Source organism: Komagataeibacter xylinus (assembly GCF_009834365.1).
In the GTDB taxonomy this organism is placed as follows: domain Bacteria; phylum Pseudomonadota; class Alphaproteobacteria; order Acetobacterales; family Acetobacteraceae; genus Komagataeibacter; species Komagataeibacter xylinus_D.
This window is the reverse complement of record NZ_CP041348.1, coordinates 1,635,085-1,661,322: the sequence shown is the minus strand read 5'-3', so window position 1 is coordinate 1,661,322 and position 26,238 is coordinate 1,635,085. Positions and strand designations below refer to the sequence as shown.

The window sequence follows — 26,238 nt, the reverse complement described above, 5'->3', positions numbered from 1 at the left end:
TACGGACAAATCAGGATATAGCGCTCGATGCCGGACAGAACACACCGTTATCAGGTCTCACTTTTATGGACCGGAAGCGGCGAACATGACGGGGCTTCCCGGCAGGCCCATCATCAACGCAGCTACGAGCTGCACTGCACGGGCCGACCGGTCATTGACGGCTCGGCCTCACCCGCCTTTCGCGGCGACTCCCAGAAATGGAACCCGGAAAAGCTTCTGCTCGGCGCGCTGTGCGCTGACCACCAGCTCTGGTTCATCCATCTGTGCACGGCGATGGGAATCGGCATTCTTTCCTATGCCGACCATGCCGAGGGCATTCTGGAGGAGTTCGAGGACGGGTCATTTTCCTTCACGCAGGTCATCCTGCGGCCCCATGCCGCCCTTTCCACCGCGCATGACGTGCAGCAGGTCATTGACCTGCACCACGATGCCGCCATGCGCAGCTGTATCGCGCGCTCTGTACGCTTTCCCGTGAGCTGCGAGCCACGGGTGACCAGCGCGCAATAAGTCCTTGCCCGCAGCAGGCGGTTAATGGCATTGCCCGATAATGCTTGATCGCCTGTATGCCCGCATCACTGCCCTCGCCGCCAGCCGGCATGCCGTCATCTGGCTGGCAGTGATCGCCTTTGCCGAGGCCAGCGTCTTTCCGCTGCCGCCTGACATCATGCTGCTGCCCATGGTGCTGACACAGCGCGAGCGGGCCTTCCGGCTGGCGGCCGTCTGCACCGCGGCCTCCGTGGCGGGGGCGGTGCTGGGCTGGTGCATCGGCTCGTTCCTGCTGGAATATGCGGCCATGCCAATCGTGCATTTCTATCATGCCGAGCACACATTACAGACCCTGCAGGACCGCTTCCGTGAATGGGGCGTGTGGATCATTCTCATCAAGGGGCTGACGCCCATCCCGTTCAAATTCGTCACCATTGCCAGTGGTGCGGCGCATCTGTCTGTAGTGCCGTTCCTGCTGGCCTGCGCGATAACACGCGGCGCGCGCTTCTTCCTGCTTGCGGCCCTGCTGCGCCGCTATGGCGCGCCGATCCAGGGCTTTATCGAGCAGCGCCTGCCGCTGGTGGCCGGGCTGTTCGCTGTCGTGCTGGTGGGCGGCATCGTGGCGCTGAAATACATCTGAGGGGGCACCCCTGCCTGCGTGATGGTGTTCGCCCGCCGCAGGCCGTGATAGGGTGCCGGTCATGATTTTCAGCCCGCGCGGCGTTGCCCGCGCGGTTCTTGTTACCAACGGGTGGGAGCATCATTCATGCCGCAGCAGGTTGCCGTCATTACCGGAGCGGGCGCGGGAATCGGCCGCGCCACGGCCCGCACACTGGCCCGGGCCGGGTGCGATGTCGCCCTGCTTGGCCGCAACCGCGACCGGCTCAATGATGCCGCAGCCGAACTGCGTGAACTCACCGTGCGCACCCATATCGTCTGCGCCGACGTGGCCGATGCGGCAGCAGTGGAACAGGCGGCTGAGGAAATAGAAGAAAAGCTCGGCCCCATCACACTGTGGATCAACTGCGCCGGGGCCACCGTGACCGGTCAGGTCGCAGCCCTTGAGGCCGATGAGATCCGACGCGCAACCGAGGTGACCTACCTTGGCACCGTCAACGGCACCCGCGCGGCCCTGACCCGCATGCGCCGCCGGGGCCATGGCACCATCGTCAACCTTGACCGGCTGGCCAGCCTGCGCCCGCCGCCGCTGCAGGCGGTGGAAAACGGGGCGCGTGCCGCCGTGCGGGCCTTTTCCGAGAGCATCCGCCCCGAAATCCTGCATGATGGCGACCGCATCCATATCGCGCTGGTGCATCTGCCCGCCATCAACACGCCGCGCTTTTCATGGACACGCAACCACACCGGCAAACGCCTCAAGCCGATGGGGCCGGTGTACGAGCCTGAAATTGCCGCCGAGGCCATCTGCCGCGCCGCCTTCGGGCGCGAGCGTGATATCTGGGTGGGCCTGTCGGGCGTGCGCAACTGGGCGCTGTCCACCTTCCTGCCCGGCCTGTCGGACCGCTGGCTGTCGGGCAAGGGCTATGCGAAACAACTGGAAAAAACCCCGGTGGCAGGCAATGAGCCTGATGACCTGTATGAAACCGTGCCCGGCGCCTATGCCGCCCATGGCCGGTTTGACATGGTCACGCGCAAGGCCATGCCGTTCCTGCTGACCAGCCGCCATGCCCAGCTTGCCACCGTAACGGGGCTGATGGGCATCGTGCTGCTGGCCCTGCGCCGCAGGAAAAACTGATAAAAGTTTCTGGTAAAGCTTTTTTCAAAAAGCTTCAGAGAACGCCGCCTTTTTTCAAAAAGGCGGCACCCAGAAACTTTCATCCGTAAATGTCCTTCCCGCTCAGGCGGAAACACATGCCCCTGCATGGGCCTCGGCACGGCACAGATCACCCGCCCATACCCACCAGTGCGGGCCAGCCTGCTGCACGGCGGCCTGTGCTGCACGGGCGACCTCGGGGCTGTCGAACAGGGCGAAACACGTAGCCCCCGAGCCACTCATGCGCGCAAGGCGGCAGCCGGGTGCTGCGCGCAGGGCTTCAAGCACGGTCAGGATTTCCGGGCAGATGGCGCAGGCGGCCTCCTGCAGATCGTTGGTCTGGGCAGCGAGGTCGCGCACCATATCGGCCAGCGTGGCCCAGGCGGCAGGCAGCGTGGCGCGGGGGGTGAAGACCGGGGCACGTGCCTTGAACACCTGCGGGGTGGATACGCTCTGCCCGCAATTGACCAGCATCATGCCACAGGTCGGCAGGTGGGGCGCGGGTGAGAGCACCTCGCCGATTCCTTCCATGCGCGCGGCATGCTGCTCAAGGCAGACCGGCACGTCCGCTCCGAGCCGCGTGGCCACCGCATTGAGCCGAGCAGGCGGCAGCGACAGCTTCCACACCCCAAGCAGCAGCCGCAGGGCAGCAGCGGCATCAGCCGAGCCACCGCCAATGCCCGAGGCTACGGGCAGTTCCTTGTGCAGCGTGATCTCTACATCCGGCAGGTCACGCGAGGCATGCTCGCCTGCCAGTTCGCGCAGGATCGTTCCTGCGCGGACGATCAGGTTATCGGCGCAGTCCTCGCTGCCCAGCCCGGCAGAAAACCGGCCCTTGATATCAAGCGCCACATGGCCGCCCTGCCCGCTGCCCGTTTTCAGGTCCAGCCTGTCCGCAGCACCAGCAAATACGGCAAGGCTGTCAAGCAGGTGATAACCATCGGCCTGACGTCGCCCCGTGACATGCAGGTACAGGTTGATCTTGGCATGCGCCAGTTCGTGCAGCGACGACATCAGTGACGGGTTCCATTTGGCTGGGAAGGGGAAGAAGGCGGGGTTACCACCGGCTTGAGGTCGGCAGGCAGGGCCATCGGCCTGTGGGCCTGCCACGCATGGGCATAGTCCAGCGCCGCCATGATCTTGCGGCGGTCCATCGGGTCGGGCTGGAACTGGATGGCGTTCTGCCATTCGTTGACCGCCTCCAGCCTGCGGCCCACCATCCAGTACGCCACACCAAGATGGTAGTTTATGGCGGGATCCTGCGGCATCTGCTCGACCGACTGCTCAAGCAGTGGCAGGCCCTCCGCCACGTGGCCCAGGCGCATGAGCACCCAGCCCACACTGTCGCGGATCTGGTTATCGGTAGGGGCGAGTGCCAGCGCGCGGCGCAGGTAGGATTCGGCCAGGGCCGGATTCTCGCCGTGCTCGACCATGGAGTAGCCAAGGTAGTTCAGCAGTTCCGCCTCGTTGGGCGCAAGCTGGAGAGCGTGCTGCAGCAGCACCCGCGCCTGTGGCCAGTGGTTCTGGCGCTCCTGGGCTATGGCCTGGCCAAACAGCAGCCGCCAGTCATCACCTTCCAGCCGGTGGGGGGTGAGTGCTGTGGCATGCTGGTAGGCATCAAGTGCTTCGGGCCATTTCTGCTGGTCGAGCAGGGCATCTCCAAGGCTGCTCCACAGCATGCGGTCATCGGGGGACTGGCGCAGCAGGTCGCGCAGTTCCTGCGCCGCCTGCTCCTTGTGGCCGAGCACCACGTCAAGATCGGCCTGCTCGGCACGGTAGACGGACAGCAGCGGGTCGCTGGCCGGGGCGCCATCAAAGGCGGCGCGCGCCTGGCGGTCCTGCTTGCGGGCATGCAGCATGGAGGAGAGCAGCAGCCGCGCCTCCGAATCCGCAGGGTCAAGGGTGAGCGCCATGCGCAGCATCATCTGCTCGGTGCCGCGCAGGGTGCCGATTTCCATTGCGGCATCGCCCGGGTGGTCTTCGTCCCCACCCTCATGGGCATAAAGCTGCTGGTCGATCAGCAGCGCCACCAGCCCGTATGCCTGTGCCAGGCCCTGCGTGGCATGACTGACCACCGGGTGCTGGAGCATGGCCATGATGTTGCCACGCGCCGTTTCCAGCACCGGCATGGCCGCGATGCGCTGGTTGATCAGGTCGCGCGCTGCCGCCTCCTGCCCCTGTGTGACCAGCCAGCGCGCCATGACCATCGTGGTGAACAGATCGCCACTGCCCTTGTCCGCTGCCTGGCGGAACAGCGTATCAGCACGCATCTGCATGCCGCCAAGCTGGGCGATCAGGGCCGAGTGCAGGGTATAGTAGCCTCCCAGCCGGGCATCGACCTCGGCGGGGGCAAGGGCGGCGAGGGCCTCATCCGTTTTGCCTGCGCCCTGCAGCGCCCAGGCACGCAGCAGCGGACGCAGCAGGCCCATGATCTGGTCGGCCGGCGCGTTCTGGTAATGCGTCGCCGCCTCATCCCACTGCCCTGCAAGGGCTGCGGCATTGCCCATGATCAGTTCAGGCATCACGCCGGGGGGCTGGGCGTGGGCAAGGGCGGCGGCCTGCGGGCTGCCTGCGAGAATGCTGTAGAAAAACGCCCGCTCGCCAAACAGCCGGAAGGTGGGCGCAAGCCCTGCCGCCACGCCATAGGCCCGCGCGGCCTCGGCATTGTCGCCCTCGGCTGCCGCCACGTTGCCCACGAGCAGGTTGGTGGCCAGATCCTGCTTTCCCGCCTCGATGATGGGGTCATCTGGCGGGGCGGCCCGCATTTCCCGGTTGGGAATCCCGGCAAGGAGCGGTACAACAAGGGAGGCCACGACCATGCGTGACAGACGAGGTAAGAGCATGACGCCAGAATCTACCGCGTGCGGCGTCTGCTGCCAAACCCCGAGCGGGGAGGCAGGACGGCGCGCGGCTGCATGGTCCGTGCCGGTGCGGGGTGTATCCATCCGATGACTGATTCCCTGTCCCTGTTACGCCTTTATGTGGAGTGGGGCGCGGATGACGCGCTGGACCCCGACCCGCATGACAGGCTCGCCCTTCCCACGCCACAGCACAACCCTGCCCCTGCTGCACAGCCCCTCCCCATACAGCCAGATGCGGGGAATGGACACCCAAAACCCGCCCGCAGGTCCCGACCGCCAGCACCCCCTTCGCGCGCCACGCTGATTGACGAGGCGGTAGCAGCCGCCCGTGCGGCCGCGGCGGCGGCTGATACGCTGCCCGCGCTGCGCGCGGCCGTAAGCGGCTTCGAACCATGCGGGCTGCGGGCCACCGCCACCCATAGCGTGTGCGTTGAAGGCTCGGAACAGGCCGCGCTGATGCTGATCGGCGAAGCACCGGACGCGGATGAGGACCGCAGTGGTCACCCCTTCGCGGGGGAAGGAGGCGCGCTGGTTACGACCATGTTCGCCAGCATCGGCATCGACCGCGCCGACCTGCTCGCCGCCCCCATCATTCCATGGCGGCCACCCGGCGGCAGGCCGCCTTCGGTGGCGGAGGCACGGATCTGCCTGCCCTTCATCCAGCGCGCCATCGTGCTCGCGCGGCCACAGCGGGTGGTGCTGCTTGGCAACCTCGCCGTCTCCCTCATCACCGGGCAGAACACCACGGCAGCGCGCATGCGCGGTCGGTGGCGCGACATCACCCTGCCCACCGGCCCCGAGGGCGCCCCCGCCACCACGCTGCCAGCCCTTGCCATGCGCCATCCCCTGCAGTTGCGCGCCAGCGCCACGGCCCGGCGCGATGCATGGAAAGACATGCTGCTCATACGCGAAACAATCGGAAACATGCCCTTGAAATCATAAAGGGTATTAACATAATCATTCCGGCATATTAGGCTGTGCAGATCAGCTATTCATTGCCATTTGCGCACATGCTTTACGATGTTTACATAAGTTCCCTCATTCTGTTCTGAAAACTTATTTACTGCCCTGAAATGCGTTAGCTATTGCTTTCCCTGCACGCACGGCTTAAATCCGCTTCGCCATGCGAGGGACAATCAATACCCCCCATCATGCGGTAGCAGCCTTTCTGGCTGGCGCCGCATTTCTGGCAGGAGCGGCGTTCGCGCCGTTGCGTGCCCAAACAGTGGCGCCAGGCCGACTGGACGATGATCCAGCCAGCCATGGCGACCATAACGAGGAAACGGCGCTCGCCCTTCCACGCCTCCACGCGCACGGTAACGCCGGAATGCCGCGCCCGCTCTCGCCCGAGGATGTAAGCCGTATCCGCCGGGTGCTGCGCCTGCAGGCGGATGGCAAGTTCGATGCCGCCATCCGCGAGACCGCTTTTATCCATGATGACATCCTGCTTGGTGACATCCTGGCAGCCCGCTACCTCAACCCGGCCTACCACCCCAGTGCGGGACAGTTGCGGCTGTGGTTGCGCACCTTCTCGGGTCTTGCGGATTCACCGGCCATCTATTCCATGCTGGCCGCCATGCCCGCGCCGGTCCGTGGAGGGCCACTCCCCCCCGCTCCCAGCCATGACATGCTGGACAGCAGCCGCTCGCCGCAGCACATCCACCTGCCGGAGGAGGATGACCCCTCGCTGCGGGTGTTCACGCGCAGCAGCATGCTCGACCGCGCCGTGCGCGAGCGTACCGCCCAGGGCGTAAAGGGTGCCCGCAGCGCCCTGCACCTGATTGCCACGACGCCGGGCATAAACGACCTGTATGCCGCCCATCTGCATGCCGAAATTGCCATGACGCTGTTCAGCAGCGGCGAAAACCGGCTGGCCATGTCGGTTGCGCGCGACGCATTTGAAAAATCCGGCCAGAGGCTTGGGTTTGCAGGCTATGTGGCCGGTCTTGCCGCCTGGCGGCAGGGGCGCGCCGACATGGCCCGTCCCCTGTTCGAGGCCGCATCTCGCGCCAGCCTGACACCGGGCAGCATCCGCGCGGGAGCGGCCTACTGGGCAGCCCGCGCGCATCAGGCAACCGGCGATGTCGCGGCCTATCAGCCATGGCTGCACCGGGCGGCGGCGGCACCGCATACCTTCTATGGCCTTCTGGCCTCACAGATTCTGGGCCTGCGGGCCTCACAGGCCAGCCGCTCGGCCCGCACGCCCGATACCATCAGCGCCGATGCCGACATGACGCTTGCAGCAGCCCAGCAGACCATTCATGCGGGCAGCCCGGTATTGGGTGAAATCGATATCGAGGCGGTTGCCGCCACCCCTGCCGGGCGCAGGGCGTTTGCCCTGATGCAGGTGGGCGAGCGCGAACGGGCGGAGGCCGCGCTGCGGCGGCTGTGGCCCGATATCCAGAACGATGCCGCCCTGTGCCATTCCACCCAGATGGTGGCTGACGCGATGGGGCTCAAGGAACTGTCATCGCAGATGCTCATGCTGATCGACACCAACGAGAGCGAGCATAACACCCACGCCGCCCGCTTCCCGCTGCCGCCGCTCCAGCCCGAGCATGGCTTCCGCATGGACCCGGCACTCGTCTATGCGCTGACCCGACTGGAATCCAATTTCGACCCCAATATCGTTTCCGGCTCCGGGGCACACGGGCTGATGCAGCTCATGCCACTGACCGCCGGTTTCATCGCCCATGACAGGGACCGCTTCATCCGCCGCCCGACCGACCTGCACGATCCCGGCACCAACCTCGATATCGGGCAGCGCTTCGTGCTTTACCTTGCCCAGATTTCTGCCCAGACGGGCGGGGCGCATGTGCCTGCGGGTGGCGACATGATCCGCGTGCTGGCCAGCTATAATGCCGGTCCATCCGTCATCTCGCGCCGCAGTGCGACGATGGATGAAGATGAAGATCCCCTGCTCTATATCGAGAGCCTGCCCAATGGCGAAACACGCGAGTATGTGCGCCGGGCCTTCACCTATCTGTGGATCTATGCCGACCGGATGGGCCTTGCCACCCCCTCGCTCGAGACAATGGCACGCGATGAATGGCCCGGCTTTGGCGCCGAAATGGCCATGGCGGGTCATACCATCCACTAAAACAGACGTTTCCGGGTGCCGCCTTTTTTCAAAAAGGCGGCATTTTTCTGAAGCGTTCCTGGATTTCCAAACCCGCTTCTCTGGCCTCAGTTCTCAGCCAGAAGCTGGCGGCTGGCCTGCACGCGCACCACGCGGCGACCTTCCATTTCCAGCACCTCGAACAGCCAGCCCGAGAATACGACCTTGTCCCCCTTCGCGGGCACACGACGCAGCAGGGCCAGCACCAAGCCGGCCAGCGTGTGATAGCTGCCCTCGGCTGGCAGGTCGGACAGGCCGAGCCGGTCCTTGACCTCATCGGCAGGCATGGCACCATCGAGCACCAGCACATCGTCATGCGCCAGGCGCTGGGGCGGTGTGCTGCCCGGCTCGTGCTGCTCGCCCACGATCGCGCCAAACAGGTCGGATGAGGTGACGATTCCCTCAAACGAGCCATATTCATCAAGCACCAGCGCCATGCCCAGCGGGGAAGCCCGCATGCGCTCGAGCATATCGAAGGCGGACAGCGTATCGGGCACCGAGATGGGATGGCGCAGCCCGATCTCGACCGAGGGGCTCTTGCCATCAAGGAACCGGTCGAGCATGTCCTTGGCCAGGATCACACCCACCGGGTTGTCCACGCCGCCTTCGCACACCACGATGCGCGAATAGGTGGTCGAACGCAGCACCTGCAGCAGTTGCGCGCGCGGCACGTGACGCTCCACCCAGCACAGTTCGTTGCGCGGCGTCATGATGGCGCGGACCGGGCGCTCGGCCAGGCGCAGCAGGCGCTCGATCATGTCGCGCTCCTCCTGCTCCAGCACGCCTGCCTGGGCGCCCTCGGCAATATAGGCGCGCAGTTCCTCCACCGAGACCGACTGGCGGATCGCATTGCCAATGCCCATCACCCTGAGCACCAGCTCCGATGAGCGGCCAAGCAGCCAGACGATGGGGCGCGTGAACCACGCCATCCACTCCAGCAGCAGCGACAGGCGGGCGGCAATCAGTTCGGGCTGGCGCAGCGCGATCTGCTTGGGCACCAACTCGCCCAGCACCAGCATGACCGCCGTAATGGCGCTGACCACGAGGAACATGGCCAGTTCATCGGCAATCGAGCGCAGGGCGGCTATGTGTGAAAGCCACCGGCTGACCCCGGCCTCGATGCTGTTGCCACCAAACGTGCCCTCGAGAATCGAGACCAGCGTCATGCCGATCTGGACCGTGGGCAGAAAGCTCTGCGGGTCGCCAGCCAGTTTCAGCGCGCGGTCCGCACCCTTGGTGCCATCACGCGCAAGAATGGCAAGCCGCGCCCGGCGGGCGGAAATCAGCGCCAGCTCGCCCATGGCAAAAAGCCCGTTGAGCAGAACGAGGCACAATATGACAATCAGGGAAACAAGCATGATCCCACGCTCTTACAGCATATTCAGCCAGACGGGCATATTTTGCCCCTGACCCGTGCGCAAAAGAAAAGGCGGAGCAAATGCCCCGCCTTCCCTTAACCATCCGGTCGATATGATGCCGGAATGCGTGCTCAGTCGGCTGCATCCGCAGTCTCGGCCGGGGCCGCGACCTTTTTTACGCGCGGCGGGGCCGCGGGCTTCTTGCGGGCGGCCAGCTCGGCCATCTTGGCATCGACGTGCTGGGTAAACACGTATTCCGCCGGGCGCTGGTGGTCGAGCGGGATTTCCGGCGCCATCGGCTTTTCCGTCTCGGGGCCGAACAGCGCAACCTTGGCAATGTGCCAGGGCCTGCGGACCGCATCCATCACCGCCGTCGACTCGTAGCCCGAATGGACCATGCAGTCGGCGCATTTTTCGTAATTGCCGGTGCCGTAGGCATCCCAGTCGGTATCGGTCATGAGCTCGTTGAAGCTCTTGGCGTAGCCTTCACCCAGCAGGTAGCACGGGCGCTGCCAGCCAAACGGGTTGCGCAGCGGCTTGCCCCACGGCGTGCAGTGATACTGCTCGTTGCCTGCCAGGAAGTTCAGGAACAGCGGCGACTGCGTGAAGCGCCACTTCTTTCCCTTGCCCAGGCGGAAGATGTCGCGGAACAGCTGCTTGGTCTTCTGCCGGTTGAGGAAGTGCTCCTGATCGGGCGCACGCTCATAGGCATAGCCCGGCGCGGTCATGATGCCGTCCACGCCCATGGCCATCACTTCATCAAAGAAGGTGGCGACGCGCTTGGGGTCGGCCCCATCGAACAGGGTGCAGTTGATCGACACGCGGAAGCCGCGCGCCTTCGCTTTCTTGATCGCGGACACGGCGCGCTCGTACACACCATCCTGGCAGACGGAGGCATCGTGCATCTGCGGGTCACCATCAAGATGCACATCCCAAGAGAAGAACGGATTCGGCTCGTAATCGTCCATCTTCTTTTCAAGAAGGAGGGCGTTCGTGCACAGATATACGTACTTCTTGCGCGCGATCAGTCCGCGGATGATCTCGGGCATTTCCTTGTGCAACAGCGGCTCGCCGCCAGCCACGGCGATAACGGGCGCACCGGCCTCGGTATCGGCATCAAGGCATTCCTGCACGCTCAGGCGCTGGTTCAGGATCTGCGCGGGGTAGTCGATCTTGCCGCACCCGGCGCAGGCCAGGTTACAGCGGAACAAGGGCTCGAGCATAAGCACGAGCGGATAACGTTTACGCCGCGTGACATGCTGCTTGACAACATAGGCGCCGACGCGGACTGCCTGCATAATAGGAACGGCCATGAAACCTCTGCTCCTGCACCGGCCCAACCGCCGGTCTCATATTTCAAGTCTGGTAGGTCGGACTATGGACACATCCACCTACAAGAAAACAAGCCCAACATCACCCAGCCGTGCACACAGAGCATGCCGAGAATGCGAACTTGTACGACACATGAAGCCTTTCGCGAGGGTATAGGACAGAAACCATCCTGTATTCAATTGCTATTGCCTTCAGTGTGGCGAATTAACAACAGTCAGGGAATTAGAGACTGTATTTGCACGCCTAACCGGAGTAACACATCGCGATTACGCTACGGTCGCCATGGTCTGTTTTGCCATGAGCCGCCATTCATCGCCGCCGGGGCAGCCCCGCCCGGCTCCTTTGCCGGGGCCATGGGGCCCAACCGAAAACCGGGTCGGTTCCTCCCATATGGGCAAGGGCCGACACAGAACAATGGACGCGAACATCATGGATCAGACCAAACCCGCGATTCCGACCCTTGGGCGCTACGCCCAGCTTGACCGGGTGCAGTGGCCGCACGACATGCGCAACCTCTCGGTCGAGCAGCTCAAGCAGCTTGCGGAGGAACTGCGGTCGGAAACGATCGATACCGTGTCCACCACCGGCGGCCATCTTGGCGCGTCGCTCGGCGTGGTTGAACTCACGGTCGCACTCCATGCCGTGTTCGACACGCCCGCCGACCGCGTGATCTGGGATGTGGGCCACCAGACCTACCCCCACAAGATCCTGACCGGGCGGCGCGAGCGCATCCGCACCCTGCGCCAGCCGGGCGGGCTTTCGGGCTTTACGCGCCGCAGCGAGAGCGAATACGACCCGTTTGGCGCGGCCCACTCCTCCACCTCCATTTCAGCCGGCCTCGGCATGGCCGTTGCCCACCACCTGCGCGCGGAGGAAGACCCCTCCTACCGTGAACGCAACGTGATTGCGGTGATCGGCGATGGCTCGATCTCGGCGGGCATGGCGTATGAGGCAATGAACAACGCCTCGCATTGCGGCCCGGGCGCGGAGCGCCTGATCGTGGTGCTCAACGACAACGAGATGTCGATCGCACCCCCCGTGGGCGCCATGTCGAGCTACCTGTCGCGGCTGATGTCCTCGCGCAAGTTCCTGAGTTTGCGTGAACTCGCCGCCAAAATGGCCAAGCGCCTTCCCGGCCGCCTCGAGCGCACGGCCAAGAAGGCCGATGAATACGCGCGCGGCATCATGACCGGCGGCACGCTGTTCGAGGAACTCGGCTTCTATTATGTCGGCCCCGTTGATGGGCATGACATGAACCAGCTCGTCCACATCCTGCGCAACCTGCGTGATGCCGAGGATGTCGGCCCCGTGCTGCTGCATGTCATCACCGAGAAGGGCCATGGCTACAGCCCGGCCGAATCGGCGGGTGACAAGTATCACGCCGTCTCCAAGTTCAATGTGGTCACCGGCGAGCAGAAGAAAGGCCCGTCCGGCCCGCCGAGCTACACTTCGGTGTTTGCGAAAGAACTCGTCCGCCAGGCGGCGACTGACGACAAAATCGTCACCATCACTGCCGCCATGCCGTCGGGCACCGGGCTCGACAAGTTCGCCAGGGCCTATCCCGACCGCTTCTTTGATGTCGGCATTGCCGAGCAGCATGCCGTGACCTTTGCTGCCGGCATGGCGACCGAAGGGCTGCGCCCGTTCTGCGCCATCTATTCCACCTTCCTGCAGCGCGCCTATGATCAGGTGATGCATGACGTGGTGCTGCAGAAGCTGCCGGTGCGCTTCGCCATCGACCGTGCGGGGCTGGTCGGCGCCGATGGCGCGACCCATGCCGGTGCGTTCGACATCGCCTATCTGGGCTGCCTGCCCGGCATCACGCTCATGGCGCCAAGCGACGAGCTTGAACTGCTGAACATGACCGCAACCTCCATCGCGTTTGACGAAGGCCCGCTTGGCCTGCGCTACCCGCGCGGCGCTGGGCTGGGGCTGGACCTGCCGGCGGCGGGCCAGATCATCGAGATCGGGCGCGGGCGAATCGTGCGTGAAATGGCGCGCCAGTCCGGCCCCGAGCAGGGCGGCATCGCCATCCTCTCGCTCGGGCCAAGGCTGGCCGATGCGCTGAAGGCCGCTGACATGCTGGCCGCCCAGGGGCTAGCCCCCACCGTGGCCGATGCCCGCTTCGCCAAGCCGCTCGATACCGCGCTGATCGAGCAACTGGCGCGCAACCATGCGGTGCTGATCACCATCGAGGAAGGCTCGGTTGGCGGATTTGCAAGCTTTGTCATGACGCATCTGGCCAAAACCGGCCTGCTCGACCGCGTGCGCTTCCGCCCCATGACCCTGCCTGACCGCTTCATCGACCATAACAGCCAGGAGGCCCAGTACCATGAGGCCGGGCTGGATGCGGTAGCCATTACCAATACCGCACTCGATGCGCTGGGTGTCGGAATCAGCATGACGCAGCCCTTGCTAAAGACGGCAAACGGACCGAAATCATGAACATTATGAAACATGCCCTGAAAACCACCGCACTGGCGCTGTGCGCCGGCCTGATGGCGGCACCGGTCATCCCTGCCGTCTTCCCCATTTCCGCAGCCCATGCGGCCGCCGCGTCCGATGCGCAGGTGCAGGAGCCGATCAAGGCCCTGTATGCTGCCCTCGACCGCGTGCAGGCCAAAGGCAGCGGCACGTTCGAGCAGCGCTCGCAGATGCTCGCGCCGGCAATCGACCGCGCCTATGACATGGAGGCCGTGCTCGCCTCCTCCATCGGCCCGCGCTACGCCGCCCTGCCCGATGACCAGAAGCAGCAGCTTCTGACCACGTTCCGCCAGTTTACCATTGCCCGCTATGTCTCGAGCTTCAAGCCCGGCAGCGATGCGCGCTTCACCATCGACCCTTCCGTCACCCCCTCACCAGTGGGTAACGACCGCATTGTTATAACGCATATTGGTTCATCCGATGACCCGAGCGGGACGGAAATCAATTACGTGATGCGCTCGAGTGCAAAGGGCTGGCAGATCGTTGACGTGCTGCTCAATGCCCACATCAGTCAGGTTGCGGCACAGCGTGCGGATTTCAGTTCCGCCCTGTCTGGCGGGAATGTGCAAAAACTGACAAATCTGTTACAGAAGAAAATCAAGACTTTTTCGGAAGAGTAACCTGACCCTTCCCTGATGTCTTTTTCATTTTGTTTCACGCGCGGGACCTTGCCGGAAAAATAATGTCTGTTTTTAACGCTCTTGTTTCACCCGCCGGACTGGCTGCGACTGTCGCGGCCGCCGGGTGCATGCAGGCAGCGATAGGCACTTTTCTGGTCTCGCGTTTCCGCTGGCAGGAAAAACGCGTTGACCGGGAAGTATCCCTGCCCCCGGTCTCCGTGCTCAAGCCGCTGCATGGCGATGAACCCCTGCTTGAGGAAGCACTCGAAAGCTTCTGTACGCAGGATTATCCGCATATGCAGATCGTCTTTGGCGTGCAGGCCGAGGATGATGCCGCCATCCCCATCGTGCGCCGCCTGATGGAACGCCATCCGGATGTGCCGATGGATCTGGTGATCGATCCCACCTTCCATGGGGTGAACCGCAAGATCGGCAACCTGATCAATATCATGAAGCGCGTGAAGCATGATGTGCTGGTCATTTCCGACTCGGACATTCATGTCGCACCCGATTACCTGCGCCATGTGGTGGGTGCCATGGTGCCCGACAATGTGGGGCTCGTGACCACGCTCTATGCCGGGCTGCCCGCCTCCAGCACCGTGCCGCGCCTGCTTGCCGCCTGCCAGATCAACCACAACTTCCTGCCCGGCGTCATGCTGTCGCGTTACCTCGGCCGGCAGGACTGCCTTGGCGCCACCATGGCGCTGCGGCGCTCCATGCTCGACGCCATTGGCGGGCTCGAAGCCCTTGTGCCCCATGTGGCCGATGACGCGATTCTTGGCCGCTACGTGCGCGAGCACGGCAAGGACATTGCCATTGCCGCGTGCATGACATGGACCACCGTGGGCGAAACCTCGATGCGTGAGGTGCTGGCGCATGAACTGCGCTGGGGCCGCACTGTCAAGACACTGGAACCGGCAGGCTATGCGGCCTCGGCCATCCAGCTACCTTTGTTCTGGGCCACTGTTGCGGTGCTGCTCGCACCCCATGCGGCGTGGACATGGTTCTTCTTTCTTGGCGCGTGGGGATGGCGGGGCGTATGTTCCTTCATCCTTGACCGGACACTGGCGCAGCGCAGCCTGCTGCCGTTACTGCTGCTCCCCCTGCGCGACTGGATTTCAGCCGCGATCATGGTGGGCAGCGTTACGGGCACACGGGTTGCCTGGCGCGGGCAGACAATGCATGTCACACCCCATTCGGTCATGACGCCACGATCGCAACCCGCCTCCCCCGGTGACTGATACCCCCCAGCCCGCCGGACCGTTTAAAAACCCACCCTGTAGTCAATAAGAACGGGTATTAAGGGAACCCCGTTCCCCGCCAGAACCCGAGGATACGCGTAGCATGATGAAAACCCTGTTTCTCCAGCCGCCTTCGTTTGACGGATTCGACGGTGGGGCCGGTTCCCGCTATCAGGCCAAGCGGGAAATCAAGTCGTTCTGGTACCCGACCTGGCTGGCGCAGCCCGCCGCCATGGTCGAGGGCAGCCGCCTGATTGATGCCCCGCCTGCCCGCATGGGCATGGAGCCGATCCTCGAAGACGTGCGCAACCGCGACCTCGTCATCATGCATACCTCCACGCCTTCCTTCGCATCGGACGTGCGCGTGGCCCAGATGCTCAAGGATGCCAACCCCAAGGTCAAGATCGGCATGGTTGGCGCCAAGGTGGCGGTGCAGCCCGAAGAGAGCCTGCTCAACGCCCCGCCGGTGGACTTCGTGGCCCGCAACGAGTTCGACTTCACCATCAAGGAAATGGCGGAAGGCCGCGAGTGGAAGGATGTCGATGGCATCTCCTGGCGCGATGCCGATGGCAAGATCGTGCATAACCGCGACCGCGCCATGATCGAGGACATGGACAGCCTGCCGTTCGTGACCGAGGTGTACAAGCGTGACCTGAAGATTGAAGATTACTTCATCGGTTACCTGATGCACCCCTACATCTCGATCTATACCGGCCGTGGCTGCAAATCGCGCTGCACCTTCTGCCTGTGGCCGCAGACCGTGGGCGGCCATCACTACCGCACCCGCAGCCCCGAGCACGTGGCCGCCGAGATCCGCCTGGCGAAGCAGTATTTCCCGCAGGTGAAGGAATTCTTCTTCGACGACGACACCTTCACCGATGACCTGCCGCGCGCCGAAGCGATTGCCAAGGAACTCGGCAAGCTGGGCGTGACCTGGTCATGCAACGCCAAGGCGAACGTGCCCCGCAAGACGCTGGAAGTGCTCAAGGCCAACGGCCTGCGCCTGCTGCTCGTGGGCTACGAGAGCGGCAACCAGCAGATCCTGCACAACATCAAGAAGGGCATGCGCGTCGAGACGGCCCGCGAGTTCACCAAGAACTGCCACGAGCTCGGCATCAAGATCCATGGCACCTTCATCCTCGGCCTGCCGGGCGAGACGAAGGAAACCATTCAGGAAACCATCCGCTTCGCCACCGAGATCAACCCGCACACGCTGCAGGTCTCACTGGCGGCGCCCTATCCCGGCACGTTCCTGCACCAGCAGGCGACCGAGAATGGCTGGCTGGATGAAAAGAACGCCGAGCTGATCGATGATAACGGCGTGCAGATCGCACCGCTGCACTACCCGCACCTGTCGCACACCGAAATCTTCCAGAGCGTGGAAGAGTTCTACCGGAAGTTCTACTTCCGCGCGCCCAAGATCGCCTCGATCCTGAACGAGATGGTGCGCAGCCCGCAGATGATGAAGCGCCGCCTGCGCGAGGGGGTGGAGTTTTTCCAGTTCCTGCGCGAACGCCGCGCGGCCTGATCCCGCCACGATCCATGCCGGAGCCTTCGGGTTCCGGCATTTCTTTTTTCAAGCCACCCGGTTTTGCTGCATGAAGCGCGTCATCATATCCGCCGATGATTTCGGCCTGTCGGAAGAAGTCAACGAGGCCATCGAGATCGCCCACCGGGATGGATTGCTGTCAACCGCGAGCCTGATGGTATCCGGCCCTGCTGCCGCCGATGCCGTGCGCCGGGCCAGGAAACTGCCTGACCTGCGGGTAGGGCTGCATCTTGTGGCCATTGAAGGCCCGGCTACCCTGCCGCCTGCCGATATTCCGCTGCTGGTGCCGCAGGATGGGCTGTTTCCCTCCGACCAGCTCAAGCTGGGGGTGGAGTATTTCTTCCGCCCTGCCGTGCGCCGAGAACTTGCCGCCGAGATCGAGGCGCAGTTCCGCGCCTTTGCCGCAACGGGGCTGGCGCTGGACCATGCCAACGCGCACAAGCACATGCACCTGCACCCCACCGTGGGGCGCTACCTGATTGAAAGCGGCCTGCGCCATGGCCTGCGCGCGGTGCGCGTGCCGCTTGAGCCACCCGAGCCGCTCCGTGCGGCCGGCACCTATGCCGATACACTGGGCGATGCCGCCCTGCGGCGCTGGACCGGGCTTTTGCGCCATCAGGCCCATAAGGCCGGACTGGTGACGAATGACTGGTGCTTTGGCCTGGCATGGAGCGGACACATGACGACCGAGCGCGTCTCGGCGCTGGCCGCCCATCTGCCTGATGGCCTGTCGGAAATCTATTTCCATCCGGCCACGGCCAAGAACAGGCTGCTGCAACGGCTCATGCCGACTTATGAGCATGAGGCCGAGTTCCGCACGCTCTGTGCGCCGGGCTTTCGCTCCGGGCTGGCCCATGCGGGGGCGGTACCCACGACATGGAGCGATGTCGCCAGCGGACGTTAGACGGACAGACTAAAAGTTTTTGGTGAAGCTTTTTGCAAAAAGCTTCAAAAGAATGCCGCCTTTTAAAAAAAGGCGGCGCCCAAAAACTTTTTACTGATAATCAGCCCAGCTTGGATTCAACCCATGCCTTGAGCTGGCTCTTGGGCATGGCGCCGGTCTGCTGCGCCACGGGCTTGCCGTCCTTGAACAGGACCAGAGTGGGGATGCTGCGCACGCCGTATTCATTGGGGGTGCGGAGATTGTTGTCGATATCGACCTTGGCCACCGTCATGCGGCCCTTGAACTCGCCGCCGAGTTCTTCAAGCGCAGGCGCGATCATCTTGCACGGGCCGCACCATTCAGCCCAGAAATCAACCAGAACCGGCTCCTTCGAGTCGAGAACCAGGGTCTTGAACTGGTCGTCGCTGACCGCAATCGTGTTTTCGCTCATCACTTAATTCTCCATTTATGGCAGCCGTGGCCACCTTTAGTCCTTGCGTCCTGCTGACATGGCCATGACCCGGCGCGCGGTCAAGCCCGTACCGATCCCTTTAGGCCAACCCTGTCGGGTGCATAATGGTCCAGCAGGGCCGCAGGCAGGATGTCAACGCGCACGCCCTCGGTCCAGACCAGCACGCACTCGACCTGCCTGCCGGGATAGACCCCGCGCAACAGGGCGCGGTAGGCCGCCATCTGGCGCAGGTAAAGCACGGGGGTCTGGCCAATATCGGCAGGCGGGTGGCGGTTGGTCTTGAAGTCACACACCATGACCGTATCGGCATTGACCGCCATGCGGTCCACCTGCCCCACGATCACCTGCTCACCCACGATTCCGGCCAGCGGCTGCTCCACGCGGCTGCCGGGGGCAAACAGCGCTGCAAGTTCCGGCCTGTCCATGACCGCGAGCACCTCCGCCACCAGTGCATCACGCAGGTCCGGCGCAAGCCCTGCCGCCGGGCGCGACAGCCAGGCATGGGCCAGTTCCGCCCGCGCATCGGGCGCGCAGTCGGGCAGGTATTGCAACAGGGCATGCACCAGTTGCCCGCGTTGCAGGGCGCGGGCGCGCCGGGCCGTGGCATCTGCCCGGTCGCGCACCGTGCTGGCCGCGACCAGCGGCGAGCGCACGGCAGGCTGCGGGCCAAGGGCTATATCATCGGGTCGGCTGGGGGCGAGCGGACGGGCAAGCGGGCCTTCCGCCACCGGCAGCACGGGCCGCCATAGCGGCGCGTGACCCATCCAGTCCGGCAGGGTGACGGATTCCATCTCCCACATCGGGGCCTGTGGTCTTGCCGCGGGCGCGGGGACCGTGCGCTGTTCCTCCAGCACAAGGCTTTCGCCCTCCCAGCCCAGATCAAAAGGCCGGGCCTCGGCGCCTGCCCGTTCGAAGCCACGGTGGCACAGGTCATACCAGCAGCCATCGGGCACGCCCCGGCCCGGCTTCCAGCCGCATACGACCAGCCGATCGCTCGCACGGGTCAGCGCCACGTAGAGCAGGCGGTTATATTCCTCTGCCGCCTCCTTCTTTATCTTTTCCTGCAGGGCCGCGGTCAGGTCAGTAGCCAGTTCGCGGCGGGGCACCCAGATGGGGATGTCGAGGCCAGTCTGCTTATCTTTTTTCCACAGGATGTTGGTGTCAGAGCGGGGGCTGGCAATGGTGTCGGGCAGCACCACCAGCCGCGCCTGCAGCCCCTTGGCCCCGTGCGCGGTCATGACGCGCACCATGTTGGCCGAGGCATCGGGCTCGTGGCGCACGGTCTCATCCGAGGCATTGAGCCAGTGCAGGAAACCCTGCAGCGAGATGGCGTGCGCCTCCTCAAAGCGCAGGGCGGCAGAGAGCAGTTCATCCACCGGCTCCACCGCCTCTGGCCCAAGGCGGGCCAGCAGCCGCGTGCGGCCGCCCAGCGGGCCAAGGGCCTCGGCCAGAAGCTGGTAGGGTGTTGCGTAATCCACCTGCCGGAACAGCGTGTTGAGAATATGCCATGCCGCCGCCCAGTCCGGGCGCTCGGCATGGCGCGCGCGCAGCACCGCCCAGAGGGGCTTGCCATCGCGGCCCGTTGCCAGATGCATGAGCGACTCATCATCCAGCCCGCCAATGGGCGAAGTCAGCACGCAGGCCAGCGTCAGGTCATCCTGTGGCAGGAGCAGGCACGCGCACAGCGCCATGAGGTCCTGCACGGCAAGCTGGTCAGTCAGCACCGTGCGCACAAGGGTGGCGACCGGCACGTCGTTTGTTTTGAGCGCGCGGATCAGGGCACGGGCGAAGGCCGAGCGGCGCGGCACGAGAATCAGCACATCCCCCGGCGCAAGTGGTGCCTCGCCCGGTGCCGCGGGCCTGCGCAGCTCGGCTGCGATCCAGGCGGCCAGCGTATCGGCCAGGCGCTGCTGGGCGGTGGACTGGCCTGCATTCTGACTGGGGGCCTGCCACGGGCTGACTGCCTCGCCATCCTCCTCCACCGGCACGGGGGGCCAGATCTCGACGCGGCCGCCCTGGCCGGGGCGGGCCGTGACATGGGGAGGAATGGTGCCATCAGGCTCGGCCACGCCACGGGCGGCGGCAGGGTTGGCGAACACGCTGTCCACCAGTTTCAGCACCGGGGCGGTGGAGCGGAAGGAGACGGTCAGGGCCGGTTCGCGCCACAGGGCGTCGGCTGCCGCGGCACTTTGGCGAAAACGCTGCCGCCATGCGCGAAAGGCCTCGGGGTCAGCCCCCTGAAACGAATAGATCGACTGCTTGTAATCCCCCACCGCGAAGATGGTGCGCGGCGTGCCCTCGTCATCATGCGTGCCCTCGCCCGCGAAGAACTCCGCCGTCAGGCCACCGGCGATGGCCCACTGGTCGAATGAGGTATCCTGCACTTCATCAAGCAGCAGGTGGTCAATGCCGCCATCGAGCTTGTACAGCACCCATGCAGCGCCGGGGTCGCGCAGCAGTTCGAGCGTGCGGTCGATCAGGTCATCATAATCGACCATGCCCTGCGCGCTCTTGCGCGTGGCGTAGCGCTCGAGCACCGGCTGGGCGACCGAGAGCAGTGCACAGGTCAGTTCAAACACCCTGATCGCGCGCATCTGCTGCTCGATGGCGATGATGCGCGCGGCCTCCGCCAGCAGTTGCTCGACCAGAATCGGGCACTCGGTGGCAAGCTTCGCGTTCAGGCCACCGCGCTGGCGGGGGGCGCCATCGTTCTTGAGCAGCGCCTTGCGCCACACGGGCCAGGTCGCAGTTCGGGTGGCCGCATCCTGCCCCAGCCAGACCAGCATGGTCTCGGCCTGCGTCCTTACTGTGGGTGATCCTTCCTGCGCCGCGTAACGCAGACCATCGCGCAGGGCGGCCTCATCGGGGATGGTGGCGCAGGCATGCCGCAGCACCTCCTCCACGCTGCGCCCGCTTATGCCCAGCAGGCGCATCAGGGCGGCCTCGACACTGGCCCGGTCGCGCACCCACTGCCGTGCCACCGGCAGCATGCGGCGCGCATGCGCCTGCAGCCGCGCGATCAGGGAAGTAAAGTCACCCACGCCGATCTGACCCGCGAGCAGCCCCACGGCGGGGCCGCCCGCGCCCACCACATCCTCCACTGCCGCGCGCTGGGCGAGGCGGGCATCGGTCTCCTCGATCAGGGTGAAATGCGGGCTGATCGCGGCCTCGATGGGGAAGCGCCGCAGCAGCGACTGGCAGAAGGCATGGATGGTGCCAATGCGCATGCCGCCGGGCAGGTCGAGCACGCGGGCAAAGAGTTCACGCGCCACCTCCCTCGTGCGGTCATCCACCGGCACGGACAGGCGGGCAAGTTCCCCATCAAGCGCCGCATCAGGCAGCATGACCCACTGGCCCAGCCTGTCCTGCAGGCGGATCGACATTTCGGCTGCCGCCGCCTTGGTAAAGGTCAGGCACAGGATGCGACCGGGGTCGCTGCCTGCAACGCGGGTGGGCACGCCATCACGGTCAGGCACATCACGCGGCAGCATGAGGCGCAGCAGCCGGTCGATCAGCAGCTTGGTCTTGCCACTGCCCGCCGAGGCCGAAACAAACACCGAAGCCTGCGGGTCAGATGCCTGGGCCTGGCTGCGATTGGCAAGGCCGATGGCGTCCATCGTGGTGTCGGCCTTGGGGGGAGACACGTTCATCCGCCATTCTCCTCACGCGCCGCACTCCATTCCGCAACGCGGGCCAGATGGGCGTAATCGGCAAAGCGGGGTTCCTCGCCGGGATAGGGATGCGACAGGTAAGGCTGCGCAGGATTGTCATACCCGGCTACCAGATCGCGTAGCCCCGTGCGGCATGAGGCGATCAGTTCGGCCAGCTCCTCCCCGCGCGCCACGTCGAGCACCAGCGCAGGCACATGGCCGCCGGTCAGCCGCCAGTACACCAGTTCGGCCACCGTGCCCGCCACGGGGGGCGGAAAGCCGCCGCTTTCAATCATCGCGGCCTCAAGCACCAGCTGCGACTGCCAGCCCTCCAGCACGCTGCGGCGGGTGGGCAGGGTGCCGGTCTTGTAATCGAACAGGCTCAGCGTGCCATCATCATGGCGGTCGATCCGGTCGGCCCGGCCACGCAGGGTGAAGGGGCCGCCGGGCAGGTCCTCGAGCTGCATGCGCCCGCTCAGCTCGGTCAGCACCGTGCGCTTGCCACCCGTCGTGCCGCGCGCCTGTTCGGTCTGCGCGCACCAGGTGGCGATGCGTTCCAGCCTTGGCGCCCACCATGCGGCCAGTGCGGGGCGCAGTTCGGCCTCGCGCAGCACATCGGCAAAGACGGCCTGCATCCGTTCTTCGCCATCGGCAGGCCAGCCGGTGGGGTGGGCGCGGAACCAGCGGTCAAGGGCCGTGTGCACGATCTGCCCGTAATCGGCCGCATCGGCCAGTTCCTCAAGGTCGGGCAGGCGGTTGAGGCGCAGGATGCGGCGGGCATAGATGGCGTAGGGGTCACGCATCCATGTCTCGATCTCGGTCACCGACAGGCTGCGCGGGCGCAGGGCCAGGGCAGGCCGGGGGCGCGGCGGGCTTGCAGGCTGCACCAGCCCGCCGGGCGGCCGGTCGAGACTGTCAAGCCAGCGCAGGGCGGGGTGCGGCGGCAGGCCGTGGCCGTGCCCTGCCAGATAGGCATTGAGCCTGACCAGCCACCGCGCGGGCACGGTCGGTGCGCCCTGCCGCCGCGCCGCCATGGACAGCACGACCCGTGGCGCGGCGCAGGCGCATGATACGAAGTCATGCGCGGCCTGGCCGATGGCCCATTCCGGCGAGGGCAGGCCCACACGGGTGCGCATGGGGCGGCTCATCCACGGCCCCGGATCGGTAGCGGGGGGCCAGACGGTCTCGACCAGCCCGCCGAGCACGATGGTATCAGCAGTTTGCAACCGCGCCTCGAGCAGGCCCCAGATGAACACGCGCGGATGCACCGCCGTGCCCTCGCGCCCGCGCACCGCGCGCCGCCCCTGCACCGTCATGCCCGCAAGCGAGGAGGCCAGCAGCCCGTCAAGCGCGCCCAGCCTTGCCTCGGGCAGCACGTCGCACCACGCCAGCATGGCGCTCATGTGCTGGCCCAGCGCGTTACCTTCCTCGCCAGCCCACAGGCGCTCGGCGCCATCAGTGGTGTCGGTCGCGGCAAGCGCCTGCGCGGTCTCTATCAGAGCGGCAAGCAGGGTGGAGACCGGCACCAGACTCGCACGCGGCAGGGCAATGAGCGGGCCGAGGGCGGCTTCAAGGCGGTTGATGAAGGCGGTGATTTCCTCCGGCGCGTCAGGCGCATCGGCCAGCGCGCCGTGCGGGTCTTCCGCAGCGCGGGCCAGCGCGCCACGCAGCCCGGCAATGCCCGGTGGCGGGGCGGGCCCACGCAGCACCAGCCGCTCGAGCTGGCGGGCGCTGGCGCGGCAGTTGCCCGGCGCCAGCCCGCAGGCCGCCAGCGGGTGCTTGATGACCGAAAGCAGCGCCACGGGCGAAAGCCCGCCATCCACCGCCTGTATGATCAGTCGCAGGAAGGCGGTCTGCGGTATGGTGAGCAGGCTTTCACCCGCACTGTCATCGGCAATGACGCCCCAGCGCACCAGTTCGGTGGCAACCCGCCCGGCCAGCGCGCGGTCGGGGGTGACGAGGGCGGCGCGCCTGCCGGGCTGCTCGAGCACCTGGCGCAGCACCATGGCGATGGCCGCTGCTTCCTCCTGCTGGTCGGCACTGCGCAGCACTGACAGGCCCTCGGCCATGACCGGGGCCTCGGGGTCACGCCAGCCCGCCAGCGCATGGGCGGGCAGCAGGGCGCGGGCCAGCAGGCTGGCGCGCGGGATGGGGCTGCTGGCAACGCAGCCGGGTGGCAGATCGCCCCACTGTTCCATGCAGTCCCGCTCAAGGCCGAGTTCGGCCAGCATGTGCGCGGTGCCCGCCTGCGGGTGGTCGGGCGGCAGGTTGCACCAGACGTTATCGGCGCATTCCATATCCACGCCCGGCAGCACCAGCAGCCCATCGGGCAGCGACAGCACGGCGCGCAGCATGGCGATGGTGGACGGCACGGCATCGGAAAAACCCGCCGCCCAGATGGGGTAGCCCGCCGGTGGTGGTGCCTCCAGCCAGCGCGCGGCCTGCGCATGCAGCAGGGCAGTCTGGCGGGCGACAGGGTTCATCACCCCCTGCTCGGCCAGCCATGCGGGCCAGACCTGGGTGATGATGGACAGGAACTGCACGGTCAGGTGCCAGTGCTGGGCAAAATCGCCCTCGGCGGCATGGGGCAGGCGTTCGTGCAGGTCGCATTCGGCCCATTCCGCCTCATCCATCAGGTCGGCCAGCGCGCGGGCCAGCGGCCAGGCCTGGTCCACGCCCTGCACATCACCAAAGGCACGGCCCGCCTGCATGACCAGTAGCGTGAGCGTGGCAAGGCGGCGCACGGGATCAACCGCAGGCGGCAGGTCGAGCGCGTTGCGGCCCGAAAGCGCAAGGGCCGCCTCATCAAGTCCGGCAATGGGGGCGATGCGCGGCAGCAGGATGGGGCGGCCATCGACCTGGCGCACGAAAGCCTCGGTCAGCGCGCGGGCGGCGCGGCGGCTGGGCAGCAGGATCAACCCGTTGCCGCAGGCCTGCGCGTCATGCCCCGCCTGCGCCAGCCAGCGTGCTGCAATCTGGTCCACAAACGGCACATGCGGCGCAATGACGGCGGCGCGGCCCCGCACGCAGGGTGCTTCGGGCTGGCTCACAGGCCGCAATCCGAATCCGGGTTGAGGGTTGAATGCAGCACGCGCTCGGCGGCTGCGAGATCGGCCGGGCGCGAGAGGTGAAACCACAGCGAATCATGCACGATCACACCCAGGCGTCCTGCCTCCATGGCGCGGTCCCACAGCCGGTTCATGCTGAAGCCGCCCTCGGGCGCTGCATCAAACAGCCGGGGCGAGACAATCTGCACGCCGGTAAAGATATAGGGCGTGATCTCGCCTGCACGCGGGCGGCGCGGCCTGCCATGGGCATCAACGGCAAAATCGCCATGCCCTACCTCGCCCACGGCCCGCGTCATGCCGCCAAGCAGCAGCATGGCGTCCATGCTGGCCGGGTCGAATGCCGCCGCCAGCCGCCGCAGCGCGGGCACCGGGCCGTTGAGCCACATGGCATCGCCATTGAGCAGAAAGAACGGGTCCGGCCCGATCCGGCCCGCGCGCAGGGCACTCGCCGCACTGCCGCCGGTTTCAAGCAATGTGTCCTCGACCTGCTCGACGGTGCGGGGGCCGCGATGGGCAGCCGCGCGCGCAGCAAGTGCCGCATGAATGGCATCAGGCTGCCAGTGGGCATTAACCACCACCTGCGCGACCCCTGCCGCCTCGAGCCGGTCGAGCACGTGGTCCAGAATCGGCTGACCCGCCACGCGCAGCAGCGGCTTGGGCACCGATTCGCTCAAAGGCCGCATGCGCCGCCCCAGCCCTGCTGCAAAAACCATGGCGGTACGGGGCATGTTCACGCTCATGGGGCATCTCCTGTATCGAGGTTCATCAACGGCGCCAGCCGGACTGCGTCGCCTGCCAGCCGGGCCATGCGCCCGCCCGCCGCATCGGGCACGAGGCTCACGCGCAGCACATCAGGGGGCGTCAGGCCGCCCAGCCGGTCCGGCCATTCAACCAGCACGATGCCCTCGCATGCCTCATCCCACCCCAGCTCATACAATGCGTCAGGCCCATCGAGCCGCCACAGGTCAAAATGCGAAACCGGGGCTACCGGAGCCTCATACACCTGCACCAGAGTATAGGACGGGCTGGGCACTTCCATCTCCGCATCCCCGCACAGGGCGCGCAGCAGGGCGCGGGCCAGCGTGGTCTTGCCAGCGCCCAGATCGCCTTCCAGCAGCACGACATCGCCAGGGCGCAGCACGGCAGCCAGCGCCCGGCCCAGCGCCTGCGTGGCCTGGGAGTCGGGCAGGGAAATTTCATGCACGAACGGGTTTGCATCCATGCCAGCCAGTGTGCCCCTGCCCTGCCCTCGCGCACAAGGGGCATGGCAGGGCGCGCGCATGGAAAACCGCTTTCACTTCCTGCACCATGATGGCGCGGGGAAAAACATGTTTTCAATGATTTA

19 protein-coding genes are annotated in these 26,238 nt (G+C 65.6%); 10 read left to right on the top strand and 9 right to left on the bottom strand.

Annotated features, from left to right (window positions below):
* The first annotated feature begins 27 nt into the window (after window positions 1–27).
* The 3 genes from FMA36_RS07965 (at window position 28) to FMA36_RS07955 (ending at window position 2,239) form a co-directional block, all read left to right on the top strand.
* A complete protein-coding gene (locus FMA36_RS07965) occupies window positions 28–507 on the top strand; it encodes an OsmC family protein (RefSeq protein ID WP_159261901.1) in 480 nt (159 codons plus the stop codon).
* Window positions 508–547: 40 nt separating this feature from the next.
* The gene (locus FMA36_RS07960) at window positions 548–1,126 is read left to right on the top strand and encodes a YqaA family protein (protein ID WP_159261900.1); all 579 of its coding nucleotides are present in this window, start codon (window positions 548–550) and stop codon (window positions 1,124–1,126) included.
* Between the two features lie 126 nt (window positions 1,127–1,252).
* A complete protein-coding gene (locus FMA36_RS07955) occupies window positions 1,253–2,239 on the top strand; it encodes an SDR family oxidoreductase (protein WP_159261899.1) in 987 nt (328 codons plus the stop codon).
* 102 nt (window positions 2,240–2,341) lie between these two features.
* Here the strand turns inward: FMA36_RS07955 and FMA36_RS07950 are convergent, their stop codons facing one another.
* Entirely contained in the window at window positions 2,342–3,271 is a 930-nt protein-coding gene (locus FMA36_RS07950; RefSeq protein WP_159261898.1) for a 4-(cytidine 5'-diphospho)-2-C-methyl-D-erythritol kinase, read from the bottom strand.
* Window positions 3,271–5,100 carry a tetratricopeptide repeat protein gene (locus FMA36_RS07945; RefSeq protein WP_240906526.1) on the bottom strand — a complete coding sequence of 610 codons (1,830 nt, stop codon included), beginning with the start codon at window positions 5,098–5,100 and terminating at the stop codon, window positions 3,271–3,273. The genes FMA36_RS07950 and FMA36_RS07945 overlap by 1 nt, the downstream gene beginning before the upstream one ends.
* 18 nt (window positions 5,101–5,118) lie before the next feature.
* On the opposite strand from FMA36_RS07945, the gene FMA36_RS07940 reads away from it, so the two are divergent.
* A complete protein-coding gene (locus FMA36_RS07940) occupies window positions 5,119–6,060 on the top strand; it encodes a uracil-DNA glycosylase (RefSeq protein WP_159261897.1) in 942 nt (313 codons plus the stop codon).
* Between the two features lie 181 nt (window positions 6,061–6,241).
* Window positions 6,242–8,218 (top strand): lytic transglycosylase domain-containing protein, encoded by a 1,977-nt coding sequence (locus tag FMA36_RS07935; protein WP_159261896.1) that lies wholly within the window; start codon window positions 6,242–6,244, stop codon window positions 8,216–8,218.
* A gap of 86 nt (window positions 8,219–8,304) precedes the next feature.
* On the opposite strand, the gene FMA36_RS07930 is transcribed toward FMA36_RS07935, so the two are convergent.
* Window positions 8,305–9,594: a hemolysin family protein gene (locus FMA36_RS07930; protein WP_159261895.1), complete on the bottom strand. Its 1,290-nt coding sequence runs from the start codon at window positions 9,592–9,594 to the stop codon at window positions 8,305–8,307.
* 131 nt (window positions 9,595–9,725) lie between these two features.
* Complete coding sequence (hpnH, locus tag FMA36_RS07925; protein WP_061272768.1) at window positions 9,726–10,907, bottom strand: adenosyl-hopene transferase HpnH; 1,182 nt, start codon at window positions 10,905–10,907, stop codon at window positions 9,726–9,728.
* Window positions 10,908–11,340: 433 nt separating this feature from the next.
* Between hpnH and dxs the strand changes: the two genes are divergently transcribed.
* The 5 genes from dxs (at window position 11,341) to hpnK (ending at window position 17,724) form a co-directional block, all read left to right on the top strand.
* Entirely contained in the window at window positions 11,341–13,371 is a 2,031-nt protein-coding gene (dxs, locus tag FMA36_RS07920; RefSeq protein WP_159261894.1) for a 1-deoxy-D-xylulose-5-phosphate synthase, read from the top strand.
* A complete protein-coding gene (locus FMA36_RS07915) occupies window positions 13,368–14,030 on the top strand; it encodes an ABC transporter substrate-binding protein (protein ID WP_159261893.1) in 663 nt (220 codons plus the stop codon). Before dxs ends, FMA36_RS07915 begins: the two co-directional genes overlap by 4 nt.
* A gap of 62 nt (window positions 14,031–14,092) precedes the next feature.
* The gene (hpnI, locus tag FMA36_RS07910) at window positions 14,093–15,271 is read left to right on the top strand and encodes a bacteriohopanetetrol glucosamine biosynthesis glycosyltransferase HpnI (protein WP_159261892.1); all 1,179 of its coding nucleotides are present in this window, start codon (window positions 14,093–14,095) and stop codon (window positions 15,269–15,271) included.
* A gap of 103 nt (window positions 15,272–15,374) precedes the next feature.
* Window positions 15,375–16,799, top strand: coding sequence for a hopanoid biosynthesis associated radical SAM protein HpnJ (gene hpnJ / locus FMA36_RS07905; protein ID WP_061272758.1), 1,425 nt, complete (start codon window positions 15,375–15,377; stop codon window positions 16,797–16,799).
* 70 nt (window positions 16,800–16,869) lie between these two features.
* Entirely contained in the window at window positions 16,870–17,724 is an 855-nt protein-coding gene (gene hpnK / locus FMA36_RS07900) for a hopanoid biosynthesis-associated protein HpnK (RefSeq protein WP_159261891.1), read from the top strand.
* 100 nt (window positions 17,725–17,824) lie between these two features.
* Here hpnK and trxA read toward each other — a convergent pair whose 3' ends face one another.
* The 5 genes from trxA to tsaE form a co-directional block, all read right to left on the bottom strand.
* Window positions 17,825–18,154 (bottom strand): thioredoxin, encoded by a 330-nt coding sequence (gene trxA / locus FMA36_RS07895; protein ID WP_159261890.1) that lies wholly within the window; start codon window positions 18,152–18,154, stop codon window positions 17,825–17,827.
* Window positions 18,155–18,234: 80 nt separating this feature from the next.
* A complete protein-coding gene (gene addA / locus FMA36_RS07890) occupies window positions 18,235–21,825 on the bottom strand; it encodes a double-strand break repair helicase AddA (protein WP_159261889.1) in 3,591 nt (1,196 codons plus the stop codon).
* Entirely contained in the window at window positions 21,822–24,875 is a 3,054-nt protein-coding gene (gene addB / locus FMA36_RS07885; protein ID WP_159261888.1) for a double-strand break repair protein AddB, read from the bottom strand. Before addB ends, addA begins: the two co-directional genes overlap by 4 nt.
* Entirely contained in the window at window positions 24,872–25,633 is a 762-nt protein-coding gene (locus FMA36_RS07880; RefSeq protein WP_159261887.1) for a nucleotidyltransferase family protein, read from the bottom strand. The genes addB and FMA36_RS07880 overlap by 4 nt, the downstream gene beginning before the upstream one ends.
* Window positions 25,630–26,115, bottom strand: coding sequence for a tRNA (adenosine(37)-N6)-threonylcarbamoyltransferase complex ATPase subunit type 1 TsaE (tsaE, locus tag FMA36_RS07875; protein ID WP_167518019.1), 486 nt, complete (start codon window positions 26,113–26,115; stop codon window positions 25,630–25,632). Before tsaE ends, FMA36_RS07880 begins: the two co-directional genes overlap by 4 nt.
* Between the last annotated feature and the right edge of the window lie 123 nt (window positions 26,116–26,238).